Source organism: Streptomyces antnestii (assembly GCF_004005495.1).
GTDB lineage: Bacteria > Actinomycetota > Actinomycetes > Streptomycetales > Streptomycetaceae > Streptomyces > Streptomyces antnestii.
On sequence record NZ_RZYA01000008.1, the window covers coordinates 331,431 to 353,790 of the forward strand.

Annotated in this window: 13 protein-coding genes and 1 pseudogene; 9 read left to right on the top strand and 5 right to left on the bottom strand. The window is 70.0% G+C overall.

Annotation, left to right across the window (positions count from 1 at the left end):
* Together EOT10_RS19720 and EOT10_RS19725 are read left to right on the top strand one after the other, a co-directional pair.
* Positions 1 to 873: a shikimate dehydrogenase gene (locus tag EOT10_RS19720; RefSeq protein ID WP_189491801.1), complete on the top strand. Its 873-nt coding sequence runs from the start codon at positions 1 to 3 to the stop codon at positions 871 to 873.
* A gap of 110 nt (positions 874 to 983) precedes the next feature.
* Positions 984 to 1,485: pseudogene (locus EOT10_RS19725) on the top strand (IS5 family transposase); the annotation flags it as partial.
* Between the two features lie 118 nt (positions 1,486 to 1,603).
* On the opposite strand, the gene EOT10_RS19730 reads toward EOT10_RS19725, so the two are convergent.
* Positions 1,604 to 2,719: an alkaline phosphatase family protein gene (locus EOT10_RS19730; protein ID WP_223281094.1), complete on the bottom strand. Its 1,116-nt coding sequence runs from the start codon at positions 2,717 to 2,719 to the stop codon at positions 1,604 to 1,606.
* A 31-nt stretch (positions 2,720 to 2,750) separates the two neighbouring features.
* Positions 2,751 to 4,253: a purple acid phosphatase family protein gene (locus EOT10_RS19735; RefSeq protein ID WP_127829525.1), complete on the bottom strand. Its 1,503-nt coding sequence runs from the start codon at positions 4,251 to 4,253 to the stop codon at positions 2,751 to 2,753.
* 604 nt (positions 4,254 to 4,857) lie between these two features.
* On the opposite strand from EOT10_RS19735, the gene EOT10_RS19740 reads away from it, so the two are divergent.
* Positions 4,858 to 5,421, top strand: a complete 564-nt coding sequence (locus EOT10_RS19740) for an HD domain-containing protein (protein WP_127829526.1) — start codon at positions 4,858 to 4,860, stop codon at positions 5,419 to 5,421.
* A gap of 242 nt (positions 5,422 to 5,663) precedes the next feature.
* Here EOT10_RS19740 and EOT10_RS19745 read toward each other — a convergent pair whose 3' ends face one another.
* From EOT10_RS19745 to EOT10_RS19760, 3 genes are all read right to left on the bottom strand, one after another.
* Complete coding sequence (locus EOT10_RS19745; RefSeq protein WP_127829527.1) at positions 5,664 to 6,674, bottom strand: FKBP-type peptidyl-prolyl cis-trans isomerase; 1,011 nt, start codon at positions 6,672 to 6,674, stop codon at positions 5,664 to 5,666.
* Between the two features lie 100 nt (positions 6,675 to 6,774).
* Positions 6,775 to 12,825, bottom strand: a complete 6,051-nt coding sequence (locus tag EOT10_RS19750; RefSeq protein ID WP_127829528.1) for a DNRLRE domain-containing protein — start codon at positions 12,823 to 12,825, stop codon at positions 6,775 to 6,777.
* 1,222 nt (positions 12,826 to 14,047) lie between these two features.
* Positions 14,048 to 14,962, bottom strand: coding sequence for a LysR family transcriptional regulator (locus EOT10_RS19760; protein ID WP_223281096.1), 915 nt, complete (start codon positions 14,960 to 14,962; stop codon positions 14,048 to 14,050).
* 124 nt (positions 14,963 to 15,086) lie between these two features.
* On the opposite strand from EOT10_RS19760, the gene EOT10_RS19765 reads away from it, so the two are divergent.
* The 6 genes from EOT10_RS19765 to EOT10_RS19790 all read left to right on the top strand — a co-directional run bounded on the left by EOT10_RS19765 (position 15,087) and on the right by EOT10_RS19790 (position 21,663).
* A complete protein-coding gene (locus EOT10_RS19765; protein ID WP_189491804.1) occupies positions 15,087 to 16,319 on the top strand; it encodes a CaiB/BaiF CoA transferase family protein in 1,233 nt (410 codons plus the stop codon).
* 207 nt (positions 16,320 to 16,526) lie between these two features.
* A complete protein-coding gene (locus tag EOT10_RS19770; protein WP_223281097.1) occupies positions 16,527 to 17,834 on the top strand; it encodes an MFS transporter in 1,308 nt (435 codons plus the stop codon).
* Positions 17,835 to 17,905: 71 nt separating this feature from the next.
* Positions 17,906 to 18,673 (top strand): enoyl-CoA hydratase family protein, encoded by a 768-nt coding sequence (locus EOT10_RS19775; RefSeq protein ID WP_127829530.1) that lies wholly within the window; start codon positions 17,906 to 17,908, stop codon positions 18,671 to 18,673.
* 124 nt (positions 18,674 to 18,797) lie between these two features.
* Positions 18,798 to 19,592, top strand: coding sequence for an enoyl-CoA hydratase/isomerase family protein (locus EOT10_RS19780; RefSeq protein ID WP_127829531.1), 795 nt, complete (start codon positions 18,798 to 18,800; stop codon positions 19,590 to 19,592).
* Between the two features lie 5 nt (positions 19,593 to 19,597).
* A complete protein-coding gene (locus EOT10_RS19785; protein ID WP_127829532.1) occupies positions 19,598 to 20,677 on the top strand; it encodes an acyl-CoA dehydrogenase family protein in 1,080 nt (359 codons plus the stop codon).
* Positions 20,677 to 21,663 carry an acyl-CoA dehydrogenase family protein gene (locus EOT10_RS19790; RefSeq protein WP_127829533.1) on the top strand — a complete coding sequence of 329 codons (987 nt, stop codon included), beginning with the start codon at positions 20,677 to 20,679 and terminating at the stop codon, positions 21,661 to 21,663. Before EOT10_RS19785 ends, EOT10_RS19790 begins: the two co-directional genes overlap by 1 nt.
* Positions 21,664 to 22,360: the final 697 nt, after the last annotated feature.

Genomic DNA, 22,360 nt, shown 5'->3' on the forward strand with positions numbered 1-22,360 from the left:
ATGAACGACCGCGCCGCTCCGCTCCGCGTCGCCCTGTTCGGCCACGGGATCAGCTCTTCGCTCTCGCCCCGCCTGCACGAATCCGAGGCGTCGGCTCAAGGCCTGACCCTGCGTTACGAACTGATGGACACTCGCGACGACGGCCGCCCACTGAGCCGCCGACTCGACGACCTGAAGGAACACGGTTACGCGGGGGCGAACATCACTCACCCGCACAAGCGAGAGGTCATCGACCTCCTCGACGAGGTGGCCCCGGCGGCGCAGCGGTTGGGTGCCGTGAACACCGTGCTCTTCACGGACCGGGGAGCAGTCGGACACAACACGGACGCTCCCGGTTACGCCGCCGCCTTCCGCCGCCACCTCGCCGGTGTGCCCATGCGCTCGGTCGTGCAGACGGGCGCCGGCGGGGCCGGATCGGCCGTCGCGCATGCACAGTTGGACGCCGGGGTGGGCCGCATCGGCGTGTACGACGTGGATCACGGCCGTGCCGAGGCTCTGGTCGCGGACCTGCGCGAGGTCCACGGCGCCGGACGCGCCCACGTGGTCACGGACGTGCACGCCACCGTCGCCGAGGCCGATGGGCTGGTCAACGCCAGCCCCGTCGGCATGGCTCATCTCCCGGGCACTCCGGTGAGCGTCGAACTGCTCCGGCCACCGCTGTGGGTCAGCGATGTCGTCTATATGCCGGTGGACACGGAGCTGCTCGTCGCGTCCAGGGCGCGCGGGCTGCGCACCTTGTCCGGCATCCACATGTGCGTGCACCAGGCGGCGCTCGCTTTCGAACTGTTCACCGGCCACACGGCGAACGTCGACCGGATGGCAGCCCAGGTCGCCGAGGCCGCGCCCCGGCCCACCGGTTCGAACCGGCTCTGACGGGCCTGCGGGGCAAGGCCCAGGAGCTACTCTCGCGTGGCCTTGCCGTGGAGCCCGAGCTTCGTGATCGTGCGCCGGAGTGCCGCGACTTGGATCCGGGCCGCTAGCAGGCGCGCCAAGCCCTCGGCCGGTCCCGGGGCGGGCTGACCACCAAGATCCACCTCGCCGTGGACGGCCGGGGCCTGCCGCTGTCCATCGTGCTCACGCCCGGCAACGTCAACGACGCCACCGCCTTCGGGGACGTTCTCGACGGGATCCGCGTCCCTCGGGCCGCCGCGGGTCGCCCGCGCACAACGCCGGATCGAGTACTGGGCGACAAGGCGTATGCGAGCCGGGCGATCCGCCACCTGCTGCGGCGCCGGGGCATCGCCGCCACGATCCCCGAGCGCCGCGACCAGGAGGCTGACCGCCGACGCCGCGAGCGCCTCGGCGGCCGACCACTCGCCTTCGACAAGGAGATCTACCGCGACCGCAACGTGGTCGAGCGATGCTTCGCCCGCCTGAAGCGGTTCCGCGCGGCTGCCACACAGTTCGACAAACTCGCTGACCGCTGCCGCGCCGGAGTCGTCCTGTGCGTCCCTCATCCTCTGGCCCTGCGAGCCGACCATGTGATTATTTGTCAGACACGCTCAAGTCCGCGCCCTGCCGGTCGGTCAGGTTCGCCGCCTTCTGCAGCACCGTGACCAGCGCCAGCACCAGCGCCAGCCGCCCCGGTAGACCCACCCACCCGTTACCGGCTGGCGTTGTTGTACACGTCGCTCCCGAACCGGGTCAGCCCCGGCAGCGCCGCGTAACCCAGGTGGGACAGCCCGAACGCATCCTCCATGCTGGCCAGCAGCGAGTAGTGGTTGTACGGGGTGTCGCTCGTGGTGCCGGGTTGCACATACGGGGAGAGCACCAGGGCGCCGACCCGGCCGCCGCCGAGACCGGTCATGCCCGGCAGCGCGGCGTTGGGCCCGGGGCCCTCGCCGCAGCACGCACTCGCGTCCTGCTGCGGCCCGTCGGACTCGTCGAAGGTGATGACGAGGACGCCGTCCTTCTTGAACGCCGGAGACCCCGTGACGACCGGCACCCACCGTTTCAGCCATGCGTCGGCCGAGACCAGACCACCCGGCTCGCCGTCGACACACGGGGAGTCGTGCCCGTCGTGGCAGAGGTTGGGCGTGATGTACGTGAGGTTCGAGGTGGTGTCGATCTTCTGCAGGTCGGTGGGGAGGGCCGAGAAGTCCACGACCTGCTTGGCGCAGTCGGGCGAGTCGATGATCGACGAGAAGTAGACGAACGGGTTGTGCCGGGCGGCGTACTGGTCGCCCACCTTGGCCCGCTGCGTGTCGTCGACCGCGCCCAGCTCGGGGTGGCGGCACGGGGTGCCCATGTCCTCCATGTACCCCTTCCAGGAGCGCCCGGCCGCCGTGAGCTGGCCGGCGAGGGTCGGCACCGAGGAGGGGTAGACGCAACCCTGGCCAACTGCCTGCCCGGGGGCGGCGGTTCCGGTCCGGACGAAGGGCGTGAAGGTCTGGCAGTCGGACTGGGTGTCGGCGTTGGGGCCCTGTCCGGACAGCTGCGAGATGTAGTTGTCGAGGCTGAAGTGCCCGGTCCCGTGGTACTGCGAGAGCAGGACGCCCTGCGAGCGCAGCGTCTGGCTGAGGTACGGGGCCTTCGAGGCCGCGCCCCATGTTTCGTCGTAGCCCTTGTTCTCCAGGTTGATGACGAAGACGTGGCCGATCGATGGCTGGGCCGAAGCGGCGCCCGCCTTGGCCGTGCTGCCGGACATGGAGGCGACGAGCACCGCGGCCAGCAGGGCGAGGCTGCCGATGACGGAGAGTCGGACGGGTCTGCGGATCACAGAGGAAACCTCCCGAGGGGCAAGGACCGCGTCAGCTGTCGCTGCGCGGCCGGGTGAGGGTGAAGGACTCGAAGGGCTGCGGCGCCAGGCTCGAGCCCGCCGCGGTGTGGTAGTAGGTGACCTTCAGGTTGGTCGGTCCTCCGGGAACGGTGCCGGGGTCGACGTCGACCATCGCGAAGCCGTAGGGCCAGGCGGGGTCGCGTACCGCCGACCAGGTCGCCGTCTCGGTGGCGAAGGATGTGGCGGAGCGGCCGGTGATCACCTTGGCCACCGGGGGTGCGCCATCGGTTCCTCCCGCGTAGGCGTTGGTGGGGGCGTCCGTGCCGCCACCGCCGAGGACCAGGTGGACCGTGCCCTTGCTGGTGTCGACGACATCCGTGGCGGTGGCCACGACATGCGGGCGCAGGGTGGCGCTGTCCCGGTCGATGCCGCGCACCGGGTGGGTCCGCTCGTAATCGTGGTCATGGCCTGCCAGCACCAGGTCCACGCCGTACTGGTCGAACAGCGGGCCGAACTCCTGCCGGATGCCGAGGTCGCTGCCGTTGCCCGTGGCGGACGACATCAGCAGTTGGTGCATGCAGACCACGACCCAGTCGATGGACTTGTCCGAGCGGGCCCGGGCCAGCGTCTGCTGCAACCACTGCCGCTGCGCGCCGCCGCTGTAACCGCGGACATAGAAGTTTCCGGCGTCCTGGTAGCACACGTCGTCGTTCTGGAGGATGACGAAGCGCACCGAACCGACCGTGAACGCATACCAGTTGCCGGCGAAGTCGGTGGATCCGTTGCCCGGCAGCCAGAAGCGGGTGAGGTACGAGGCGAAGCCCTGGGGACCGTTGCCCGTCTCGTTCTCGTGGTTGCCCGCCGCGGGCATCCAGGGGCGGTTGCGGGCGGAGCGCATGTTGTTGTTGAAGAAGGCGTTCCACGCCGCCGCCGGGTTGCGCTGGACGTCGCTGTAGGCCAGGTCCCCGTTGAGCAGGTGCAGCAGCGGCTGCTTGGCCTCCACCTGGTCCACCACATAGGCGCCGAACGGGCTGGAGACGGCGTAGGCCGGATCCCCGGTCCCCTGGTCGCCGAAACTGGTGAAGCGGAACGGCGCTCGGCCGCGCGGCCCGGTGGTGAAGGATCCGGTCACCGGCGAGGCCCCGTCGTGGAACACCTCGTAGACGTAGTCCTGGGAGGGCAGGAGGTGGTCCAGCGGCACATGGTGGGTGTAGACCTCGATGCCGGTGGAGTGGTCCACGTAGGTGCGAGTGACGGCCTGCACCGTGGAGCCGTACCCATGTGTCGGTGTGCCCAGCCTGAGTTGCGGGTTGGAGACCGAGGCGGGGGTGGTCCAGGAGACGGCCATCTGAGAGGCCGCGTCCGCCCCGAACTGGAGGTGCAACTGCTCGGGTCCAGCGGTCCCGGCCTGGGCCGGCTGCTGCCACAGTGCGGGGGCGCTGACGGCCGCGGCGGCCGCGGTCGCCCCCTTGATGAGCGTACGGCGGTCGACGCTCCGCTCTCTGAATTGGTTCGCACACGATGCATTACGCATGCATCGCAGTCAGCCAGCGACGGTTGAACGGCGCAAGAACGCCCGTTGTGCAGATATCGAGGAGTCCGTGGCCGACGGCTTGAACCGCAGGTCACGCCACTGACGGTGGCGTATCACGATTCCCACTCAGCGGGAGCGCGGTGGCGCGGGGCCGCCGAGCCACTGATCGACGGGTGCGACAGCAGGTAACACCGACGCCCTCCCCTGGCGAGGCAGACACCCCATCAGGAATTCCGGGCCACTCCCCTAATCGTGCAACTCCCTCGGATACCTATGCTCAAAGACTCGTCGTGGCTGGTCAAGGCAGATTCCGTACGGCCGCGCCGAACCCTCACCAGATACCTGGAGCACCCAACGGGCACCGGCCTCACCGCGCGAACCGCCCGCCCCCATCCACCTCGCCGAGCACCGAGTCCACCGCACAGCGGTTCTCGGCGGACTCATCAACGACTGCCAAACCGCCAGTTGACGCCACTACGAACCCGCAGATCAGCGACCGAATTCCATATTTGGGCCCCACACGCATCCCCGCGGAAGCGGTGGGTACGTATCCCTGGCGTTCCACAGCTCCATGCACCTGGTTCCGGCCGGCCAAGGAGGACACATGAAGGACCAAGCCACCTTCACCCGCATGCAGGACGGCACCCGCGAGGACTACGAGATCATCGAGCGAGCCGAGGCGGAGTTCGTACGGGGGCTGCCCGAGCGCGTGCTCGGCGCCGTGGAAGCACTCGCGGCGGGCGGGCTCGGCGGCTACCCGATCAGCCGCTACGAGCATTCCCTGCAGTCAGCAAGCCGGGCCCTGCGCGACGGCCGGGAGACCGAGTACGTGGTCGCGGCACTCGTCCACGACATCGGCGACACCCTCGCGCCGCTGAGCCACGGCTCACTGGCGGCAGCCGTGTTGCGCCCGTACGTCTCGGAGCGAGTGAGCTGGATCGTGGACCACCACCCCGTCTTCCAGATGCACTACTACGCCGCCCACACGGGAGGGGATCCCGACGCCCGGGAGCGGTACCGCGGCCACCAATGGTTCGACGACACCGTCGAGTTCTGCGAGAGGTACGACGAGAACTGCTTCGACGCGAACTACCAGAGCTTCTCCCTGGACACCTTCACCCCGCTGGTCAAGGAGGTGTTCGGCCGGACGCCCTGGACTCAGGGCTGAGGCAACTGCTCGACGCCGCCCGCTGCAGGCTCAGGACGCAGCAGGCTCTCCCCGCTGATGCGCCCGCCACGAGCGCGGCCACCCCGACCGACTCCACCCCAGTCACATCCGCCCTCGCCCGGAACTGCTGCCGTACGAGGGCGGGGACGCCTCCGGCGCGTAGGGGCGGGCGGCCCTCGTAACTTCGCGCAGGTCAGAGGCGCGTACGGGGCGCTTCACGGGTACCCGGCGCCCGCACCGGGCTAGACAGCGGCCAGTACGTCCAGTACGGAGACCACGGTCGAGTTCGCCGGTATCCCCTTCGGGGGGTGCGCGCCGTAGGCCAGGCTTGCGGGGATGACGACCAGTACCCGGCTGCCCACCCGTTGGCCGACCAGGGCCTTGTCCCAGCCCCTGAGCACGTTGCCGCGGCCGATGGCCGTGATCAGCGGTTGGCCGGCGGCGCGCGAGCTCATGAACAGCTCGCCCCTCCCGGATTTCCACGTCGTCGACGAGTGCTGGAGCACCACTGTCCGGCCGGACTTCACCACCGGCCCCGCCCCGGTCACCAGGGGTTCGACGATGAGCTTCGCGGGCGCGTCGCGGTCGGGCACCGTGATGGCCGCCGTGCCCTGCGCGTGGTCCATCCGTACCCGGGGCAGGGTGTCAGCGACCGTGGCCTGGCTGCCGGGGACGGTGGCCCGGGCGGCGATGACCCGTATCACGTCGACCACGAACACGAGCGTGTCCTTGCCGGATACGCCCAACTCGGCGTTGCCGCCGGCACCGTAAGCGGCCGCGGGCGGAGCGACCACGAGCACCCGGCTCCCGGCGCGCTGCCCCTGCACCGCGCGGTCCAGTGCGGTCAGCATCGCGCCCCGCCCGACCGGGAAGACGCGTGGCCGGGCGTCCTTCTTGTAGGAATCGGCCAGCCGCTTGCCGGACTTCCACACCACCGCCGAGTACGCGGCTATGGCCACATCACCGTTGTGTGCCGCGCGGCCGTGCCCTGTGTGCAGGGGCTTGACCACGAACTTGCCCGTAGGCGCGGCCTTGGGGACGGAGATGACGGCTCGGGCGCCGAACGGGCCGGTGGCGGTGGGCAGAACCGTGTCCGTGGCCTGCGCCTCGGGGATGTCCTGACGGACGGAGGCGACAGAGGGCGCGGGGAGCGGCCGGTGGTAGCCGTCCACGGAATGAGCGGTGGGTTTCGTACTGCTGCAGGCGGCCAGCAGCAGAGCCGGCACGAGAAGCAGCAACGTTGACTTGCGCACTGTTACTCCTGGTCTCACACGGATCCGGGGGTCCGGGTCGCCCCGGACCCCCGACGCCGCAAGGCGACTTGAACCACGTCAGCGAGCTGACGTCAGTGAACTAGTTGTGGATGTACAGGCATTGGTACGCGCGCTTGTAGCTGTTCACGAAGAACTGGGCGCAGACCTTGCCCTGGTACGGCAGCCACTGGCTGCCGGGGGCGTATCGCCTCGGCACATGGCCCCGATAGCAGGTGTAGTGCGTCGCCCCTCTGCTCAGCCGGTACTTCCGGTTGGTGGTGGTGTAGTAGGAGAAGTCGATACGGGTGTTGCAGAAGACCGCGAACATGTACCCCGCGACGGAGCAGGACACATCGGCCAGTTCGTAGTTGATGTACCGCCCGTGGCCGACGATCCAGTGCTCGAGGTAGCAGCCCGCGGGAATCGGGATGCTGCTGCCGTGGAGGTCGTAGGAGATCGTCCAGAGTGACGAACTGCCCGACCCGCTCCGGGTCCGCTGGATCGGGATCTGGACGGAGGTGTCACCGGAGAGATCCGACAGCTGCAGTGCCATGGTGCCGCCGCTGCTGGTGACGGTGGCCTGGTCCGTGAGGTCCAGGATGTTCCGCACCTTCGACGTGGAGCCCGACTCGTCGAGCGTGGCCCACGCGGGCTCGCCGCCTTCCTGCCCGTAGTGCGAGGTGGAGGTGGACGTCGTGGTCCACGTGGTGTCCGGGTTCTGGGTCTCGATGACCCGGGTGGCAAGCCGTCCCTCGGCATCGGGTGTCCAGGTCTTGCGCTGTCCGGCCGCCGTCTCCTGGCTGGTCACGTCATTCGCGAAGTACGTGGTGCTCGTGCCGTCCGGACTGCTGATCAGCCGTCCGAGGGTGTCGTAGGCGTAGCCGCTGTCGACCGGGCGGTCGGCACTGTCGTAGGTGTACGACGTGGTGGTGCCGGCAGCCGTGTCGATGCTCGCGCAATCCGCTTCGGACTTCGTCTGCTGGGTCGTGCTCCCGTCGTTGTTGTACGTGTTCACCGCGCGCGTGCAGTCCAGGTCGGTCACCTCGTCGACCTGGGCGGCGCGGCCTGCCGCGTCGAACAGGACGGTGGACGTGGTGCTCACGCCGCTGGAGTCAGTGTGCTCGCGGATGCTTCCGTGCACGGTGTAGGCGACGTTGTCCGCCAACGGCACGGACTGGTCAGCGGTGTTGGTGTACGTCCGGGCAGTGTCGGCTCCGGTCGTGTCCCGGGTGGTGGTGAGCTGATACCCACCGGGGAGGTTCTCGGTGGCGAGGTTGCCCTCCGCGTCGTAGGAGCCGGAGAACGTACCGACGTCCGAGTCGTCGATCCGGGTGAGGAGTCCTCGGGGCTCCGCCGTGGTGTCGTAGGTGTAGGTGGTGGTGGACGGCGCCGAGTCGGACAGCTGCGTGAGCCGGTCCAGCGCGTCGTACTGGCGGCTGGTGGTGTTCCCCGCGCCGTCGTCGTACCCGGCCTCGCGCCCGAGGACGTCGTAGGTGTGGGTCACCGTGTGGCCGCCGGCGCCGACCGAGGCCACCTTGCCGGTCTGTCCGTCGTACGTGGTGGTCGTGTCAGGGACGCTGTCGCCGCCGCCGGAGACCGTCACCAGCACCACGCGCTGCGCATCGTCGAAGGTCGATGTCGTGGTGCGCGTCGTCCCGTTGGCGGTGTGGGTGACCTTGGCCGCGTTGCCCCACCAGTCGTACTCGGTGGTGTCGGTGGGCAGCTGGGGCGGGTTGCTGCCGCTGCCGGTGACGGCCGCGGCCGGTCCGACGGAGCAGACGAGGTCGGCCCACTCCGGTCGTCCGTTGCACGCGCCCGTACCGGTGGCGGACCAGTAGGTGGTCACCATGGTCCGGGCGTCCGTACCGCTGGACATGGGCGTCATCGTCTTGCTGACCCGGCCGGAGGCATCGTAGACGGTGCGCTTGGCGATGTTCAGTCCGCTGGGGTCCTGGATCTCCGAGGTCTCCAGGCCCTTGGCCCAGTCGTAGGTCGTTGCGGTGGTGAGCGCGTCGCCGTCCGCGGGGTAGCCCGCGACATAGGCGCCGACGCGGCTGGTGGTGATCTGGTCGGAGACGGTGGCACTCCCGTCCGTGGGACGGCCCTCGTCGAAGGTGTTGGCCGTGTGCTCACGCGCCGGGACCTCGGTGCCTGCGACGAGCGGGGTTCCGCCGGCGCCGGCCGCCAGGTCCTGGTTGAGGGTCACCAGGTGCAGGGGGCCGAACTCCTCCAGTTTCCGCTGCCCGTCGGCCGAGTAGACCGTCGCGGTGGACAGCTTCTGGGCCCGATCGGCCGACGGCAGGGCGTCGATGCCGAGACGGGTGAGATCGGCGAGCTGCGTCCCGGAGGTGGCCAGAGCCAGCTCACGGTTGCTCGCGGTGAGCTCACGCACCAGGTTGCCGAGGTTGTCGAACTCGGCGACACCGATGTGCCCGCCGGGCACAGCGGTGTTGACCTGTCGGCCCGATGCGTCGACGTACGAGATGCCGGCCCGCGCATAGCTGCCGGCGGTCAGTGCGGCACCGTCGTTGGCCGAGGGAACGGCGTCCGGCGGGAAGACGGCGGTGGCATCCGTGGGGATGTCCGCCTGCCCCCAGGCCGCCACATCGCTGCTCGCCATCGCATACGGCGCCTTGATACCCGAGAGGGGCACGTCGTAGACGATGGTCGTAACCGCGGTCCCGTTGGTCTGCGTCCGGCTCCCGGGGGTCAGAGTGGGCCGGGAGGCGCTGAGCAGCATCCCGTCACCTGCCGTGGCCGCGTTGCCGGCCTTGCCGTAGACGAACGTCCACGGCAGCTCGCCGGGCGCGGTGAGCTGGGTGATCCGGCCCGCGCTGTCGTACGTGTACTGGGTCTTGAGCGCGGGGGAGATCCCCGGGTTCCACGCTTCGCGCAGGCGCCCGGACGTGTCGTAGGTGTAGCTCTGGACCGTCTTGTACGACGCCGTGGACGCACCGGGCTCGGTCGAGTACAGCCGGATCGAGCTCACCTGGCCTGTGTAGTCGCCGAAGGTGCTCGCGGTGGCCGTGGTGGCGGTGGCGTAGACGAACTGCAGGACCCGGCATCCCTTGGTCGTCGGGGTCGAGGCGCAGGTGGCCGCGGACACCGCCGACGTCGGCGCGATCACCAGCTTTGGACGCGCCAGTGTGGTGCTGCCGGAGACGACCTTCTCGGAGACCACCGTGGTCGTGGTGTTGCTGGACGCACGGTAGGTGGTGGCCGCCTGCCAGGTGGTGGCGGCAGTGTCGACCTTCGCGAAGGTCGTGGTCGTGCCGTCGGTCTCCTTCAGCGTGAACGAGCCCGTGAAGGCGCCGGTGAGCGTGAGGTTCTCGGCTCCGGGCTGGGGCTGCCAGCCTCCCGCGGTGGTGGCGGTGAAGCCGGTCAGTCCACCGTGTGCGTCGATGACCTCGACCGAGGTGGCCGATGTCTTGCGGACGAAGGTCCATATCGATTCGGAGGCCTCTGCCGCGGTGCCGGAGGTCCACTGCGGTCCGAAGATCGGAGCCTGTCCTTCGGCGTCCGCGCCCGCCGTGGGCCGGCGCGATGACGCGAACCGTCCGACGCTCAGCCCGAACGCCGATGCGTCGGTGGCCGAGAGCAGGTAGTCGCCCGTGAGGTGGTTCACCTGGCCGGGGCCCACCTGCTCGGCCGGGGCGGTGCCCGCGTCGCGGTCGACGATGACTGTGTTGACCGGCGAGTAGCCGGTCGTGGTGCCGTCGGTGAAGGAGGCCCGTACGTCGACCGGGCCGTCCTCGGTGAGGGTGGTGGTCAGGTTCCAGGTCAGCGCGGGAGGGTTGCCGCTGGGGGCCGCGACTGGCCACGCGGCGACGGGGGTTCCGTCGGAGTTCTTGGTGACGTCTCCCACCGGCACGTTCTGCCAGGCATCGGTCTCGCCTCGGCGGTACTGGTACGTCACACCGGTGTACGAGGTCTTGCCGGTGGCGGCCAGGGCCACGCGGCGCGCGGGCCGGTCGCCGTCGGCGGGCGACAGGAGCGCGGAGCCGTCGGCGCCGACGCCGAAGGAGTACTTGGTGGTCGCGGTGGACACGTTGGCGCCTGAGTCGATCGTCTTGGCGTACAGGCTGTGCCAGCCGTCGCCCGGTGTGATCGACACGGTGAGGGGGTCTCCGCCGTTGCCGTCGGTGGTGTCATCGACGCGCTTGGGGGTCTTCGGGTCGTCCAGCCCCCACAGGTAGCCCTGGCCGTCGGCGGAGGTGGTGTCCAGAGTGCAGGTCACCGCCCCGGCCGCCTTGGCGGTCCAGGTGTTCGCCGGGTAGGTGGCGCAGGAGACGGTGGGCGCGACGGGCAGCGCCGTGTTGAGAACGAACGCGGAGTATCCGCTCCACGTGCCGTAGTCCGCGTTGTCGTAACCCCGCACGCGGTAGCGCAGATGCACGCCTGCCGGGAAGGCGCTGGCGGACGGGATGACCAGTTGCGCGGTCCCACCCGAGGCCACGGCCGCCGAGGTCGCGGTGTAGGTGTACGTGGTGTCCGCGTAGGCCGGGTCCGGAGTGACCTCGAACTGGGCCTTGGCGGTCCCGCCGTCCGCGTCGGTCACCTTGGCGGAGAGCGTCGGAGTCAGCGAGGTGACATACCGCTTGCCGTTGTAGGCGTTGACCGCCGACGGCGAGACCGCCTGGGCGGTGGGCACGCTCGGGTAGGAGTTGTAGGTCACCGTCAGGTGCGGCTCGACGGAGTCGTCTCCGGCGATGTAGTTCGTCGAGCGGAAGCGCCGCCAGGTCAGCGGGTCGTGCTCATCAGCGCCGGCGATACGCAGGCCGTAGTTGGCCGAGCCGGATGCCCAGGCGGCCACGATGGCGTCGACGTCGAAGTTCATCGTGCCGCCGGGGCAGGTGGAGTCGTAGCCCAGGGCCGCCTTGTTGACCACCGCGCCGGTGGCCGTGGTGGCCGGCTGCGCCCCCCAGGTGATGGTCGGGGAGTCCCAGGTGCCGGTGATCCGGCGCACCTCGGTGCCCGCGCCGGAGGTGGAGCAGGAGGAGGCGTAGTACGAGTACAGCGCCAGGTTGGTGTCGGTGATGTGCTTGCCGGCGAACCGCGCCACGTCGAACTTCAGATACGAGCGGGCGACGTTGGTACCGGTGTCGTACGTGCCCGACTTCAGCTCAGCCGATCCCTGCTGGGAGTCGGGGTAGTCCGGGGTCTGCACCCAGGTGTCGGTGGTCACCGCCAGCGTGGTGGTCGGGTCCACGGTCACCGGGTAGGTCAGCGCCGTGTCGGCGAGGAAGGCCGGGTCCGGAGTGAGCACCAGCGTCTGCGTGCCGTCGTCCGCGGTCTCGATCTCCGTGTCGACCCGGGCCCGGTGCTTCGACTCGCCGGACCGCCGGTCCTTGGAGGAGTCCCACATCATCGGGGCAGGTGCGTCCGCGACCACCTTGCCGTCGGAGTCCTTCAGCAGGAGGTGCCCGGCAGCGGTCTGGGAGACCTTCAGCCCCTTCAGGGCCAGCGGGATCCGGTAGACGGGGGCCTTGTCGGGTGCCCGGTCGAGGATGACGTTCTGGGACACGCCCTGCTTGAGCGCGGTGACCTTCAGGGTCTGCCCGGCGCCCACGGTGTAGGAGGCGGTGTCGCCCTTGAGCTTCGGGGTGGGCAGCTTCCGCCCCCAGCCCACGCCGAAGCTGCGGGACCCCTTCGTCACTGAGGCCAGCCGGGTGTCGCCGCCGTCGGACAGGGTGATGGCCGCGGCTGTCGCCTTGGGGTGCAGGGCGGCACCTGTGTCGGCCAGCGACGTGTCGATGTCCTTCCAGGCGCCGTCCTTCTTCACCCGGATCGGCCCCGCGTAGCTGGTGGTCTGCAGGTCCCCCGAGGGCAGCGCCCAGGTGGAGGAGTCCGCGGTGCGCGCCGACAGCACCTCGATCCTGCGATGCTGCGCCCGTGCCGCCAGCCGCGCGGCAGCCTCATCCGGCGCCTCCGCGGGGCCGTAGGCCGGGGTGGTTCTCGCGGCGGTCTGGGTGGCGGTCTTGAGCGTCACGGCGACTGCCTCGCCTGCGCCTTGCGATACCAGCGCCGCCTCGGCCAGCAGCACAAGGGTCAACGCGCTTGCTATCCCCCGCAGTCTGCCGGGCGGACCGGTCGGCGATGGTCTCAGCAGGCCTGGTGAACTCGACCATGCTCTGACGTGCGAACGACTCATTAATGACTCCCGGGACGGAAGTGAACAGTGAGAGGGGCCGTGCCGCGTGCAGAGGTGATCATGCACAACCGTGTACTGCCGCACCGTCAAACACCAAAGGCCGGCAAAGAAAAGCTGAAGCGATCGCCAAGTTCCTCGCCCGGTAGCACCACGGAATCGCCCGCCTCCCCGACCGGGAGGTCGCCCGGGGCGCCCCATGCGACGACAAGCCGGGCATGTACCCCCAACCCCTGAAAGTCGGCTCCCGGCAGTTCATTGCGCGCGACTTCGAGACTTTGCGATAGCTTTACAGAAAATGCCCCGCGTGCATGTCAACCCCGCGGAAGCAGCCATTCCGGCACGACTCTTCCCGGATGGGATCATGACGCCCAGGTCGCGGCATCGGGGCACCCCGCACTCCATGGACTACTAGGGACTGTGCCGAGTTGAGATCACGGGTTCGGACGTTTCGCTGTCCCGGCGGGGCCGGGACGGTAGACACCCTGTCACCTGTGCTGAGCTGCGACTTCAGGGTCACGTTGGGATCACATCGAGGGTGTTCGCGAGCCCGTCGACGCGCTCTTGGGAACCGTGACGTTCCGTCTGGTCTACCGATTCGGCTGGCTGCTGCTCGGCTGGCTGCGCCTACTGGCGCGGTCCTCCGCGGCCAGGGATGTTCAGATACTGGCGCTCCGCCACCAGTTGGCCGTCCTGCTGCAGCGCTCCGCCACCAGTTGGCCGTCCTGCTGCAGCGCACCAACCCCAAGCCCGCCTTCACTCCCGGGGACCGCGCCGTGCTCGCCGCCCCGCTCAGGCTACTGAGCAAACGTCACCGTCCAGCGCTGAAACTGTTGGGCACCCCGCGAACCCTGCTGCGCCGGCACGCGAGGTTGTCGCGAAGAAGTGGACCTACCCGCACCGAGGCCCGGGCCGCCCGGCCAAGCCTGAGACACTGCGTGCTCTGGTGCTGCGCCTGGCCCGCGAGAACGACGGTTGGGGATATCGCCGGATCCATGGCGAACTGATCAACCTGGGCTGGAAGGTAGCCGCCTCCACCGTCTGGGAGATCTTGCAGCGGACCGGGATCGACCCGGCGCCCCGGCAGGTCAGCGGCTCCTGGGCGAAGTTCCTGACCGCCCAGGCCCAGGCATCCTCTCGCTGCGGTGCGCCCGTGTCTCGGCAACGCGACCGCGGCCGAGCACCACAGGGTGGCGGCGGTGCTCAGACCGCGCACCCCCGCTCGTCAGCCGTCGGAGCTGTCCGTCTCGAGGAGGGCGAGGATGCGGCGCACCGCTGGATCGTCCTGCCCCGCGCGTGTCGCGGCGAGGATGCTCAGGGCGAGGTTCCCCGAGGTGTCCTTGAGGGTGCGGAAGGCCACTGCGGGCAGGGCGCTTTCGCGTACCTGCTCCGGCACGAGGCAGACACAGTTCCCCGCCGCGACGTGACTGAGCAGGCCAGGGAGGCTGTCGGCCCTCGCCGCGTCGCGCGGGGCGAAGCCCGCCGCGCGGCAGGCTGACGTCACCTGCTCCGCCAGGCCCGCGAGGGCTGTCAGGGAGGGCAGCGCGAAGTCCTCGGTGGCCAGGTCGGACAGGCGCAGCGATGCGTGATGGGCAAGGGGGTGGCCCTCGGGCAGGGCCACGGCGAGCCGCTCGACCGCGAGCGGGTGGAGGTCGAGCGCGTCGGCGTCCGCGAGCGGTCCGCGGACGAAGGCCAGGTCGAGGCGGCCGGAGCGGACCATGGCGGCCAGTTCGACGGAGGCGTTCTGGTGCAAGTGAAGCCGCAGTCCAGGGAGTTGGTTCTGGGCCGCGCGCAGCACGCGCGGCAGGAAGGCGTGGGCGAGACCGCTGACGAAGCCGAGGTGCAGTTCGCCCTCGGTGCCGTGGGCGATCCTGCGCGCACGCTCGACCGCCGCGTGCTGCGCCTGCAGCAGGTGCCGCGCGTCCTGGGCGAAGGCCTCTCCGGCCGGGGTGAGCCGGACGGCGCGGGTACTGCGCTCGACGAGTCTCACCCCGAGGCGCCGCTCCAGCCGCTGGATGGCCTGGCTGAGCGGCGGCTGACTCATCGACAGCCGCTCGGCGGCTCGCCCGAAGTGCCGCTCCTCCGCCAGGACGACGAACTGCTCCAGGACGCGCTGCGTCAGATCCATAGTGTCTGCCATATGAATAAGCCTAGAAGAAGTATTGGATATCAATGAATGGCCCTGCGTTGAATTGTGGTTCGAAGCTCAGTCCAGTCCAGCGGTCGGGGGCCGGACTCCTGAAGGGACGCAGGAGGCGCGAGGCATGTCGGCAGAGCACGAGCACGTCAAGGGCGACGGAACCGTGGGATGTGGGCCACTGGCCGGCCTGCGGGTCATCGAACTGGCCACCGTGATCATGGGACCGTACGCAGGCGCGCAGCTGGGCGACCTTGGCGCGGACGTCATCAAGATCGAGGCTCCGGGCGGGGACCCCACCCGACACTTCGAGCCCCAGCGGCACGAGGGCATGGCCGGTGCCACCCTCAACCTCAATCGCAACAAGCGCAGTGTGCGGCTCGACCTGAAGACCTCGGCCGGGCGTGAGGCGCTGCTCGCGCTGCTGCGCACCGCCGATGCCTTCATCACCAACGTCCGCCCGCAGGCCCTGCGCCGGCTCGGCCTGTGGTACGAGGACGTGGCCGACGTCAACCCGGGCCTGGTGTACGTCAACGCCCAGGGGTTCCGTAGCGATTCGCCCCAGGGCGACAACGCCGCGTACGACGACATCCTGCAGGCCGCCTCCGGCCTCGTCTGGCTGAACGAGCAGGTGAGCGGCGAGGCGTACTACGTGCCGACCGTGCTCGCGGACAAGGTGTGCGGCCTGGTGATCGTGCAGTCCGTGTTGGCCGCGCTCCGGCACCGGGACCGCACTGGTGCCGGACAGCACGTGGAGGTCCCGATGGCCGACACCATGATCGCCTTCAACCTGGTCGAGCATCTGTCCGGCGCGTCGCTGGAGCCGGTCCAGGAGCCCGGTTACGGATACCGGCGCGTGCTCAGCAAGGAGCGCAAGGCGTGTCCGACGGCTGACGGCTGGATGTGCATCCTGCCCTACAACGACCGCAACTGGCGCGACTTCTTCGCCCACGCCGGCCGCCCCGACCTCGCCGCCGACCCGCGCTTTTCGACCATGGCCGGGCGCGTCGCGCACGCCGACGAGCTCTATGCGTACCTACGCGAGGTGACCCCGAAGTTCACCAACGACGAGTGGCAGGACTTCTGCGACCGGGTGAGCATTCCCGCCCATCCCGTGTACAGCCTGCGGGAGGCCGCGGAGAGCAGCTATGCCCGGCAGGGCGGGCTGCTCCAGATCTTGGAGCACCCGAGCGAGGGCACCTACCGGTATGTCGCACCGCCCGTCCGCTACTCGCGTACGCGGGGGCGGCTGTGGCGGCACTGCCCGCACGTCGGTGAGCACACCGAAGAAGTGCTCACCGAGGTCGGCTTCGACCCCGCCCTGCTCACGGCGACACCCGATCCGTCCGCTGTCGCCTGACCCATCGGGCCGCCCCAGAGCCCGGCACCGGCCGAACCCTCATCGCCGCAGGCCAGAGCCATCTCACCGAAGCAGACAGGAACGCTTCCCCGGCTCCCCCGCAACGCAGTGCCTCTCTTCCTGCCCCAGAGCCACCGAGCCGCCTCACCACCTCCATCGCAGATCTCCCCCTGCATCTCCATGTCACACAGACGGGACCGCTCCCCCATGACCGACATGACCGCTGCCCCGAGCAGCCTTTCGACGACGAAGGTGCCCAACCGCAGGCGACAGCTGATCGCCGGCACCATCGGCCATCTCGTCGAGTGGTTCGACTGGTCGGCCTACGCCTATCTCGCGGTCTTCTTCGCCGACCAGTTCTTCCCCAAGCAGTCGGGCGCCGGCCTGGTGCCGCTGCTCGCCACCTTCGGGGTGTTCGCCGTCGGCTTCCTCGCCCGGCCCTTCGGCGGACTGGCCCTGGGCGCGTTCGGCGACCGCTACGGCCGCCGCGCCGGGCTTTCCCTGTCCATCGCGCTGATGGGCGGCGGGAGTCTGCTGGTAGCCGTCTGCCCCACCTACGCCCAGATCGGCGTGCTCGCGCCGGTTCTGCTCGTCATCGCCCGGCTGGTGCAGGGCCTGGCCACCGGCGGTGAGTGGGGAGCGGCGTCCGCGTTCATGGTGGAGTCCGCGCCGTCCCACCGTCGCGGGCTGTACTCCAGCTTCTTGTACGTCGGATCGAACATCGGCAAGATCGCGCTGACCGGTGCCGGTGGTCTGCTCGTCGCCGCTCTCGGCGAGCAGGCGATGGAGGGCTACGGCTGGCGCATCCTGTTCGGTACCGGTGCGTTGCTCGCCGTGGTCGGCTGGTGGATCCGCCGCAGCGCCGAGGAGACCGCCGCCCACGCGGGGCACAGAGCGGGCGCGATCGAGCGCCCGGGAGTGTTCGAGTTCGTTCGCCGCTACCCCGCCCAGACCTTCCAGATCTTCGGCCTCACGCTCGGCCCGGCGGTGGCCTTCTACACGTGGACCGCCTACCTCCCCACGTACGCGGTGACCGCCGGCGGAATCGACAAGGGGCAGGCGATGACGGCGGCGACGGTGTCGCTGGTGGCGTTCGCCATCGCCCAGCCGTTTGTCGGGATGGTGTCCGACCGGATCGGCCGCAAGCCGCTGATGCTCCTCTACGCGATCGGCTTCATCGTGGGCACCGTGCCGCTCCTGAGCGCCATCGGCGACACCGTCCAGAGCCTGATCCTGGTCCAGGGCACCGGGCTGCTCCTGCTCAGCGGCACAACCGCCATCGCGGCGGCGGTCAGCGTGGAGCTCTTCCCTGCCCAGGTGAGAGTGAGCGGCATCAGCGTCCCCTATGCGCTGTCCGTGGCCGTCTTCGGCGGCACCGCACCGGTGATCGCCACCGCGCTGCAGTCCGCGGGGCATGCGGGCTGGTTCGGCTGGTACGTCGTGGCCTGCACCGCCGTCACCCTGATCACCGTCCTCACGCTCCGCGAGACCCATCGCGCGCCGCTGCCCGAGTGATCCCCCGGCACTGGGGGTGTCCGCCCGGGCATCCCCAGTGCGGCCCTCCCTCCCGAAAGAGCCGTACGAGCATGACGACAGCACCTCTGGTCCGCCGCACAGACGAGGACGGCGTCGCGGCGCTCACCCTTGACTCGCCGCACAACCGCAACGCCCTCTCCGCCCGTCTCATCACCGAACTGACCGCCGAGCTGACCAGGGCATCGCGGGACCCGGACGTACGGGCGGTGCTCCTCACCCACACCGGCACCACCTTCTGCGCCGGCATCGACCTGGACGAAGCCCGCCACCCGACCCACGACTCGGCGGGGCCTCAAAGGCTCCTCCAACTGCTCCGCACCATCGTCGAGTCGCCCAAGCCCGTGGTCGCCCGCGTGGCCGGGCACGCCCGGGCCGGGGGCATCGGGCTGCTCGGTGCCTGCGACATCGTGGCCGCCGGGCCACAGGCGAGCTTCGCGTTCACAGAAGTGCGGATCGGTCTTGCGCCCGCCGTGCTGGCCACGACCGTCCTGCCCCGGGTCGACCCGCGGGCTGCATCGCGCTACTTCCTGACCGGCGAACGGTTCACCGCGGCGGAAGCAGCCCGCATCGGCCTGGTGACGCTCGCCGCCGAGGACGACCTCGACACGGCGCTCACACCCATCCTCGACGGGCTGCGCGCCGCCGCCCCGAACGCCCTCGCCGCGACGAAGCGCCTGACCACCGCCGAGGTGCTGCGGTCCGTCGACCGGGACGCCGACACCATGACGGCGCTCGCCGCACGGCTGCTCGCCACAGACGAGGCCCGCGAAGGCGTGGCGTCCTTCCTCGAGCGGCGCCGGCCCGCCTGGGCCACCTGACCGGTCCTGCGCGGCCGCCCCCGCAGCAGACCGCACCGGCGACGACGGGACCCCCGTCGTGGGGGCTCGCACCATCCCGCGCGGCGGCTCCGCCGCATCGCGCCAACCTTCTGAGGAGTCACACATGCCCGATACAGACGCCGGGCTTCAGATCCACGTCAAAGACCACATCGGCTGGATCGTCCTCGACCGTCCGCAGCGCAAGAACGCCTTCACCACGCAGACGCTGCGCGCCTGGGCGGAGGCGTACCGCGCCTTCCAGGCCGACGACGACGTCCGCGTGGTCGTCGTCACCGGCAACGGGGACGCCTTCTGCGCGGGGGCCGACCTCGGCGGGCTCACCGCGCAGGACCGCACTCCGCTGGACAACCAGCGGCTGATGACCGACCACGTGCACCCCGTGGCCCGCGCCGCCGAGGACCTGAGCAAGCCGCTCATCGCCGGGATCAACGGCGTGGCCGTCGGCGCCGGGATGGACATGGCGCTGATGTGCGACTACCGCATCGCCTCCGACACCGCCCGCCTTTCCGAAGGGTACGTCCGCGTCGGACTGGTCCCCGGCGACGGCGGCTGCCACTACCTGCCCCGCATCGTCGGCCGCTCCAAGGCCCTGCGACTGCTGTGGACCGGCGAGTTCGTCGACGCCGAGCGCGCCCTGGAGTGGGGCCTCGTCGACGAGGTTCATCCGGCGGCCGGGCTCCACGACCGCCTCGAGGAGTTCACGACGCAGCTCGCCGCCCAGCCGCCCGTCGCCGTCCAGTTGATCAAGCGCGCGGTACGCGCCGGGGAGCACGCCGACCTGCGAACCTCCCTCGAACTCATCGCCTCCCACCAGGCCGTGGTCCAGTCGACCGCGGACGCCGCCGAGGCCATGGCCGCGTATCTGGAAAAGCGCGCCCCGCGCTTCGAGGGGAAGTGAGCGAGATGACCGACACCTCCGAGGACCTGCGCCGCCGCGTGCGCGAACTCGTCGCCGAGTGGGACTTCACACCCCGCTGCGACTCCTGGGCAAGCGGCTACGACACCGACTTCAGCCAGGAGCTGGGCCGCCGCGGCCTGCTCGCGGTGACCTGGCCGAAGGAGTTCGGCGGTGCCGAGGGCACCAACGTGGACCGCTTCGCGGTCAGCGAGGAGCTGCTGCGCGCCGGGGCACCGGTGGCCGCCCACTGGGTCGGCGAGCGGCAGATCGGCCCCTCCCTGCTGCGCCATGGCACCCGCGAGCTCCAGGAGGAGTTCTGCCCCGAGCTGGCCCGCGCCAAGTACCGCTTCGCCCTCGGCATGAGCGAGCCCGACGCCGGCTCCGACCTGGCCGCCGCCCGCACCAGAGCGGTACGCGACCGGGAGGGCTGGCGCGTCACCGGCCGCAAGATCTGGACGAGCGGCGCCCACCGCGCCACCCACCTGTACCTGCTGGCCCGCACCTCGAGCGAGGAGGACAAGCACGCCGGACTCACCGAGTTCATCGTCTCCACGGACTCCCCGGGCATCACCGTCTCCCCGATCCTCGACCTGCGCGGCGAGCACCACTTCAACGAGGTGGTGCTGGAGGACGTGCACGTTCCCGGCCACTGGGTGATCGGCGAGGTCGGCGCGGGCTGGCAGCAGGTGGTGGGCCAGCTGTCGTTCGAGCGCGGCGGCCCCGAGCGGTTCCTGTCGACGTATCCGCTGCTCACCGCCGTGATCCGGGCCGGCCTTGCGGACCACACCGGCCTGCGCGAACTGCGGGCGCTGGCCGGGCGGCTGCAGATTCTGCGCCGCTGGGCGCTGGAGAACGCCCGCGCCATGGACGCCGGACACACCCCGGTCACCCAGGCCGCGATGAGCAAGTACCTCGGCAACAAGTTCGAGATGGACGTCATCGAATGGGCGCGCCCGCTGATGCCACGCGCCGACCGGAACATCCACGCCCTGTACGACCAGGCCGTCGCCACGTCTCCGGCCTCCGGCATCCGCGGCGGGGCCGCCCAGGTCATGCTGTCCGTCATCGCGAAAGGCCATAAGTGATGAGCACCACCGAAGAGTTCGACCCGGCCCTCGACGAGGCGGTCCGCGAGGTCGTCACCCACTTGCCCCGCCCTCGGGCCGGCAAAGACCTCACCCGCACGGACGCCTTCCGCGCCCAGTGGAACACCGCCGTCGAGCTGGGCTGGACCGGCATCCTCGACGACGCCGACTTCACCGACCCGGGCTCGCCCGAGAGCCGGGAACTGCTGGACGCCGCGTGCGGCGCAGTGACCGCACTCGCCCGCGCCGGATTCGCCCTGCCACTGCGTCAGACCCTGGTTGCACGGTACGCAACCGCCGAGGCACTGCCCGCCGACGCGATCGCTGTCCACCCCACGGCGTACGGGGTGTGGGAGCCGGCTGCGACCGCGCTGGTCGCCGCCGACGGCACGGTCTCCATGCCCGTTGATGGCGGCACCGCGGACGAGGTGGACTTGGCGGGCCGCCCGTACAGACTGATGTACGAGATGGGTGAGGGGGGTGATGAGGCCGGTGAGGCGCTCCCGCGCCGGGTGGCGGACGTCGCAGAACTGCTCCTGCTCCAGGAAATTCTCGGAGCCGCGGAGGGCGCTGTGGCCGAGGCTCGCCGCTATGTGACCGAGCGCGTCCAGTTCGGCAGCCCACTCATCAAGATTCCGGCGGTACGCACAATCGCGGGCGAACTGACCGTGTCACTGCGGCAGTTAGATACGGCCGTCCACGAGGCACGCCGTCGTTTCCGCGCCGGGGACGAGCATTCGCTGCACTTTGCGCTGATCACCGCTCGCGAGGTGGCCTCGGCCGTCTCCACGGAGGTGACCCGCGCCGCGCACCAGCTACACGGCGCGATGGGCATCACCGAGGAGGCGAGTCTGCACTGGCGCACCAAGCTGCTGTGGGCGGACCGCGACGAGGGCGTGTTCTCCCGCGACCGGGGGCTGGACGCGTTGCCCGCGGACGAGGTGGAGCTGTGGACGCTGACGACACCGGCGAGGGCGGGGACCTGATGAGTCGGTTGGGCGTTTCGCTGCTCGACTGAACGACAGAACGGAGAGCGGCGGCCCCTGAAATGGTTTACCGGTGGTTTGTTGAACCGGGGAGTAGAGATTCAGTTCAGGGCATGCCCGGTGGTGACCGCCGTGATCAGGGCCTGGAGTCCAGGCGGTGGGGGCGCCCATGATCTCGTCCAGCACGTAGTGCGCCTCTCGGCGTCACCACGATCACCTTCGTCCCGAACGTCGTGTGCTGGTCCGACCTCGCTACCTGATCCAGGACCGGGACGGGAAGTTCCCGCAGCTGTTCGACGACGTGCTCAACGATGCGGGCATTGAAGTAGTGCTCAGCGGCATCCGGATGCCGGCCTCACCAACGCCCGCCCCCTGCACCCACTGCCCGCCCCTATCGACGACGAGCGCGACTTGGCGGCCCCCTCCACGAGTACCAACATGCGGCCTGACCAGCGTGGATAAGGTATTCGGCAAGCGCAGCGTTGGTCTTGGGGTTACGGTGCAGCGGCCGCGCACGCAGCCCAAGCATCGCGGCGACGGCCCCCGTGGTCGTCATCGACGTATTCGCCGAATGCGCGGACGTCACCGCTCAGCCTCTCACCCGCTGCCGGATCCATACGCCGGCGGGCTTGAGCACACGGGTGCCGGCGAACCGGCCGCCCTTACAGGCACCTTTCAAGAAGATGTCGCCGTTGCC